Raw genomic sequence first — 5,091 nt, forward strand, 5'->3', positions numbered from 1 at the left:
GTTGTGTATAAGAGACAGGGGCGGGTGGGAGGAACCGAGCCGGAGGCGCCCCGGCGCCCCGGCGGCCCCGGCCGGGGCCGGGTCAGTCGGCCGCCACCACCGGGTGGCCGTCCAGTTCGATGCCGGCCGCCGTCATCTCCTCGCAGGCCGCGTCGACCGTGCGTCGGCTGACGCCCGCCGTGAGGCTCAGCAGGACCCGGGTCGACAGGCCCTCCCGGGCCGCGTCCAGGGCCGTGGCCCGCACGCAGTGGTCCGTGGCGATGCCGACCACGTCGACGGCCGTCACGCCGCGCGCCCTGAGCCAGTCGGCGAGGCCGAGGCCGGACTCGTCGGCGCCCTCGAAGCCGCTGTAGGCGGCCGCGTAGGCGCCCTTGTCGAAGATCGAGTGGACCGCCCCCGAGGCGACCGCCGGCGCGAAGTTCGGGTGGAAGCCGACGCCCTCGGTGCCGACCACACAGTGCCGGGGCCAGGAGTGGACGAAGTCCGGGCGCGACGAGAAGTGGTCGCCCGGGTCGACGTGGTGGTCGCGGGTGGCCACCACGTGCCGGTAGGCCGGCGTGGCGGCGCCGATCAGGTCGGTGATCGCGGCCGCGACGTCCGCGCCGCCGGTGACGGGGACGCTTCCCCCCTCGCAGAAGTCGTTCTGCACATCGACGACGATCAGGGCGCGCTGCATGGGAACACCTCGTTTACAGAAGACGAACGAAGAAGACGGATTCGAATCGTTCCGTGACTGTCGGCGATCGGTTGTGAGCCTACGCCGTCACCGGCGCCTCGGTGCGATAACGAGTCGGGAGCACCGGCTCGCCCCGCGAGAGCTGCGTGGCGGAGAGCGGCAGGCCGCTCCGCGCCCGCTCGTGGCGGTGCCGCGCCGCGTCCAGGCTCTCCCGGACGAGGACCCGGCCGTCCCGCATCAGCTCCACGCTCAGCAGCGAGTCGGTGAGCTCGTCGGGCACCGGTCCCGTGCCGATGATCTCCTCGGCAGCCACCCCGTACTCGTCCTTCGCCCGCGCCGCCCACTTCACGCCGCCCACCGACAGCTTCCCGCCGAGGGACTTCTTGGCCACCGGCACCAGCGGCGACCGCGGGTCGTCGTCGGTGGCCCTGGCCACCAGCTTGTAGACCATGGAACAGGTGGGGTGCCCGCTGCCGGTGACCAGCTGGGTGCCCACCCCGTAGGCGTCGACCGGCGCCGCCGCGAGCGAGGAGATCGCGTACTCGTCGAGGTCGCTGGTCACCACGATCCTGGCGCTCCGCGCGCCCAGCTCGTCCAGCTGCTGCCGCACCCGGTGCGCCACCACCAGCAGGTCCCCCGAGTCGATCCGCACCGCGCCGAGCTCGGGCCCGGCGACCGAGACGGCCGTGCGGACCGCCTCGGCGACGTCGTAGGTGTCCACCAGCAGGGTGGTGCCGGTGCCGAGCGACGCGACCTGGGCGGTGAACGCGTCCCGCTCGGAGTCGTGCAGCAGCGTGAACGCGTGGGCGCTGGTGCCCACCGTGGGGATGCCCCAGCGGTAGCCGGCGGCCAGGTCCGAGGTCGAGGAGAAGCCGCCGACGTACGCGGCCCTGGCGGCGGCGACCGCCGCCAGCTCGTGGGTGCGCCTGGCGCCCATCTCGATCAGCGGCCGGCCGATCGCCGCGACCGCCATCCGGGAGGCGGCGGCGGCCACCGCCGAGTCGTGGTTGAGGATCGACAGGATCACGGTCTCCAGCAGCACGCACTCCGCGAAACTGCCCTGGACCTGGAGGATCGGCGAGCCGGGGAAGTAGACCTCGCCCTCCGGATAGCCGTGGACCTCGCCGGTGAACCGGTAGTCGGCCAGCCAGTCGAGGGTCGGCCGGTCCACGACGCCCCGCTCGTCCAGGTACTCCAGGAGGTCCGGTTCGAAGCGGAAGTTCTCCACCGCGTCGAGCACCCGGCCGGTGCCGGCCACCACCCCGTAGCGGCGGCCCTCCGGCAGCCGGCGGGTGAAGACCTCGAAGACCGAACGCCGGTGCGCGGTGCCGGCCCGCAGCGCGGCCTGGAGCATCGTCAGCTCGTACTGGTCGGTGAACAGGGCGGTCGAGGGCACCGCCACGGGCGCTCCCGACCGTCCTTCGTCCCTCACATCCACGTTCATGGCGCCACCCTACCCCGGATCTCGTCAGAGTGACGATATCTGGCGTCCCGGGGCGGCCGCTTGGGCATGGGGGCGCCCGGGATGGCAGCATGGGAGCCGTGAGTGCCATCCCCATGGAGATCGAGAGCACACAGTCGCAGGAGGCGCCGGCCGAGGTGCCGGCTCCGGACGTGCCGTGGGTCACGGTCGTGCACAACGACCCGGTGAATCTCATGAGTTACGTGACCTACGTCTTCCAGGCGTATTTCGGCTACTCGAAGGACAAGGCCAAGAAGCTCATGTTGGACGTGCATCACAAGGGTCGGGCGATCGTCTCCGAGGGCAGTCGCGAGGAGATGGAGCGGGACGTGCAGGCGATGCACGGCTACGGCCTGTGGGCCACGCTGCAGCAGGACCGCTGATGGTGGCCTACTTCGAGGCCACCCGCGACCCCGAGGGCGGCGCCGCGATCGCGCTCGACGAGGGCGAGGCCTCCGTCCTCCGCACCCTGGCCCGCCAACTGCTCGAGCTGATCGGCCCCGAGCAGGGCCCGGCCGACGGCGGGGACGACCCGCTGGCCGCGCTGTTCACCGAGGGCCCGAGCGAGCCGCCGAAGGACCCGGCGCTGGCCCGCCTCTTCCCCGACGCCTACGGCGAGCCGGGGCAGGACCAGGACGACGAGGTCCGCCGACAGGCCGCCGAGTTCCGCCGCTTCACGGAGACCGACCTCAGGACCCGCAAGCGGGAGGACCTGCTCGCCATGGTCCGCGGCCTCGACGAGGCCGGCCGGGCCGCGGAGGGCGACTCCCCGGCCGTGCTGACGCTCGGCCCCGAGGACGCCAGGCGCTGGCTCGGCGCGCTCAACGACCTGCGGCTCACCATCGCCGTCCGCCTGGACATCAAGGACGACGACGCCGCCGAAGCCATGCTCGACTTCCCCGCCGGCGACCCCAACAGGCCGATCGTGCTCGCCTACGTCTGGCTCGGCGGCCTCCAGGACTCCCTGATCGGGACGCTGCTGCCCTGACCCCGAGCCACCCCGCCTACCCTGGCGCCATGCTTACCATCAGCCAGGAGCTGCGCGACCGGATCATCACCCACGCCCGCGCCGACCACCCCGACGAGGCCTGCGGGGTGGTCGCGGGACCGGCCGGCACCGACCGTCCCGAACGGTTCGTTCCGATGCTCAACGCGGCGCGCTCGCCCACCTTCTACGAGTTCGACTCGGGCGACCTGCTGCGGCTCTACCGCGAGATGGACGACCGCGACGAGGAGCCGGTGGTCATCTACCACTCCCACACCGCCACCGAGGCGTACCCGTCCCGCACCGACATCTCGTACGCCAACGAGCCGGGCGCGCACTACGTCCTGGTCTCCACGGCGGAGTGCGGCAACGACGAGGGCCCGGTCTCGTTCCGCTCGTTCCGCATCGTGGAGGGCGAGGTCACCGAGGAGGAGGTGCGGGTGGTCTGAGAGGGAAGCCGGTGGCCGATGTTATGAGCCGATTTCCGTGCGCGTTGCCGGGAATGGCTACGATGCGACCATGGTTTCCCACGGCGTGAACGACGAATGGCCCGGCGGCGTCCCGCTGGTGGCGCGTCTGCACGTCGATCTGTGCCGCCTCGCCAGCGCCATGTGTCGCGCGTCTCACTGATTCAGCCGCACGTCTCCCGCAGCACCGCTTCTCCCGTCTCTCGCATCGCATTCGTTGCCCAAGCCCTTTTCCTGGAGTCCTCATGGCCATCGAGGTCCGCATCCCGACCATCCTCCGCGACTACACCGACGGCGAGAAGGCCGTCCAGGGCTCCGGGGCGACCATCGCCGAGCTCTTCGCCGACCTGGACACCAGCCACCCCGGCATCAAGGCCCGGCTCGTCGAGGACGGCGGCACGCTGCGGCGTTTCGTCAACGTCTACCTCAACGACGAGGACGTCCGCTTCCTCAGCGGGGTCGACACCGAGCTGACCGACGGCGACAGCGTCACCATCCTGCCGGCCGTCGCCGGGGGCATGCGCTGATGCGGTTCGACTCGCCGCTGGCGGCCGTGGGCAACACGCCCCTGGTACGGCTGCCGCGCCTGTCGCCGGCCGAGAACGTGCGGATCTGGGCCAAGCTCGAGGACCGCAACCCGACGGGTTCCGTCAAGGACCGGCCCGCCCTGTTCATGATCGAACAGGCGGAGAAGGACGGCCGACTCACGCCCGGCTGCACCATCCTCGAACCCACCTCGGGCAACACCGGCATCTCGCTGGCCATGGCGGCCCGGCTCAAGGGCTACCGGATCGTCTGCGTGATGCCGGAGAACACCTCGTCGGAGCGGCGGGAACTGCTGGCCATGTGGGGCGCGGAGATCATCCCGTCCCCGGCCGCCGGCGGCTCCAACACCGCCGTCCGGCTCGCCAAGGAGCTGGCCGCCGAGCACCCCGACTGGGTGATGCTCTACCAGTACGGCAACCCGCACAACGCGGGCGCCCACTACGCCACCACCGGCCCCGAGATCCTGTCCGACCTGCCGTCCGTCACCCACTTCGTGGCCGGCCTCGGCACCACCGGCACCCTGATGGGCGTCGGCCGCTACCTGCGCGAGCGGCGGCCCGGCATCCAGATCGTCGCGGCCGAGCCGCGCTACGACGACCTGGTGTACGGGCTGCGGAACCTCGACGAGGGCTTCGTCCCCGAGCTGTACGACGAGTCGGTGCTCACCTCGCGCTTCTCCGTCGGCTCGGCCGACGCGGTGACGCGGACCCGTGAACTCCTGGCCCAGGAAGGCATCTTCGCCGGCGTCTCGTCCGGCGCGGCCCTCCACGCGGCCATCGGTGTCGGCCGCCGGGCCCTCCGGGCGGGTGAACCGGCGGAAATCGTCTTCATCGTCGCGGACGGGGGCTGGAAGTATCTGTCCACGGGCATCTACACGGCCCCGACGACGGAAGCGGCCATCGAACACCTCCACGGCCAGCTCTGGGCCTGACGGCCCCTGGGTTTCCCCCCACCC

8 protein-coding genes are annotated in these 5,091 nt (G+C 71.7%); 6 read left to right on the top strand and 2 right to left on the bottom strand.

What is annotated here, in order from left to right:
• Positions 1-82: 82 nt before the first annotated feature.
• Together E1283_RS31395 and E1283_RS31400 are read right to left on the bottom strand one after the other, a co-directional pair.
• Positions 83-676, bottom strand: coding sequence for an isochorismatase family protein (locus E1283_RS31395; RefSeq protein ID WP_132821565.1), 594 nt, complete (start codon positions 674-676; stop codon positions 83-85).
• A 79-nt stretch (positions 677-755) separates the two neighbouring features.
• Positions 756-2,120 (bottom strand): nicotinate phosphoribosyltransferase, encoded by a 1,365-nt coding sequence (locus E1283_RS31400; RefSeq protein WP_132821566.1) that lies wholly within the window; start codon positions 2,118-2,120, stop codon positions 756-758.
• A gap of 89 nt (positions 2,121-2,209) precedes the next feature.
• Between E1283_RS31400 and clpS the strand changes: the two genes are divergently transcribed.
• The 6 genes from clpS to E1283_RS31425 all read left to right on the top strand — a co-directional run bounded on the left by clpS (position 2,210) and on the right by E1283_RS31425 (position 5,067).
• Positions 2,210-2,521 (top strand): ATP-dependent Clp protease adapter ClpS, encoded by a 312-nt coding sequence (gene clpS, locus E1283_RS31405; protein WP_132821567.1) that lies wholly within the window; start codon positions 2,210-2,212, stop codon positions 2,519-2,521.
• Complete coding sequence (locus tag E1283_RS31410) at positions 2,521-3,126, top strand: DUF2017 domain-containing protein (protein ID WP_132821568.1); 606 nt, start codon at positions 2,521-2,523, stop codon at positions 3,124-3,126. The genes clpS and E1283_RS31410 overlap by 1 nt, the downstream gene beginning before the upstream one ends.
• A 29-nt stretch (positions 3,127-3,155) precedes the next feature.
• Positions 3,156-3,572 carry a M67 family metallopeptidase gene (locus E1283_RS31415; RefSeq protein WP_132821569.1) on the top strand — a complete coding sequence of 139 codons (417 nt, stop codon included), beginning with the start codon at positions 3,156-3,158 and terminating at the stop codon, positions 3,570-3,572.
• A 70-nt stretch (positions 3,573-3,642) separates the two neighbouring features.
• On the top strand, positions 3,643-3,753 hold the full coding sequence (locus E1283_RS39770) for a putative leader peptide (protein WP_341829967.1): 111 nt from the start codon (positions 3,643-3,645) through the stop codon (positions 3,751-3,753).
• An 82-nt stretch (positions 3,754-3,835) separates the two neighbouring features.
• Entirely contained in the window at positions 3,836-4,117 is a 282-nt protein-coding gene (locus tag E1283_RS31420) for a MoaD/ThiS family protein (RefSeq protein WP_132821570.1), read from the top strand.
• Positions 4,117-5,067 (top strand): PLP-dependent cysteine synthase family protein, encoded by a 951-nt coding sequence (locus E1283_RS31425; RefSeq protein ID WP_132821571.1) that lies wholly within the window; start codon positions 4,117-4,119, stop codon positions 5,065-5,067. The genes E1283_RS31420 and E1283_RS31425 overlap by 1 nt, the downstream gene beginning before the upstream one ends.
• Positions 5,068-5,091 lie beyond the last annotated feature (24 nt).

Origin of the sequence: Streptomyces hainanensis, assembly GCF_004348415.1 — a bacterium.
Taxonomy (GTDB): domain Bacteria; phylum Actinomycetota; class Actinomycetes; order Streptomycetales; family Streptomycetaceae; genus Streptomyces; species Streptomyces hainanensis.

Coding starts and splice junctions, on each gene's coding strand:
- E1283_RS31395 (WP_132821565.1), bottom strand. CDS start 676: ATGCAGCGCGCCCTGATCGTCGTCGATGTGCAGAACGACTTCTGCGAG.
- E1283_RS39770 (WP_341829967.1), top strand. CDS start 3,643: ATGGTTTCCCACGGCGTGAACGACGAATGGCCCGGCGGCGTCCCGCTG.
- clpS (WP_132821567.1), top strand. CDS start 2,210: ATGGGAGCCGTGAGTGCCATCCCCATGGAGATCGAGAGCACACAGTCG.
- E1283_RS31415 (WP_132821569.1), top strand. CDS start 3,156: ATGCTTACCATCAGCCAGGAGCTGCGCGACCGGATCATCACCCACGCC.
- E1283_RS31400 (WP_132821566.1), bottom strand. CDS start 2,120: ATGAACGTGGATGTGAGGGACGAAGGACGGTCGGGAGCGCCCGTGGCG.
- E1283_RS31425 (WP_132821571.1), top strand. CDS start 4,117: ATGCGGTTCGACTCGCCGCTGGCGGCCGTGGGCAACACGCCCCTGGTA.
- E1283_RS31420 (WP_132821570.1), top strand. CDS start 3,836: ATGGCCATCGAGGTCCGCATCCCGACCATCCTCCGCGACTACACCGAC.
- E1283_RS31410 (WP_132821568.1), top strand. CDS start 2,521: ATGGTGGCCTACTTCGAGGCCACCCGCGACCCCGAGGGCGGCGCCGCG.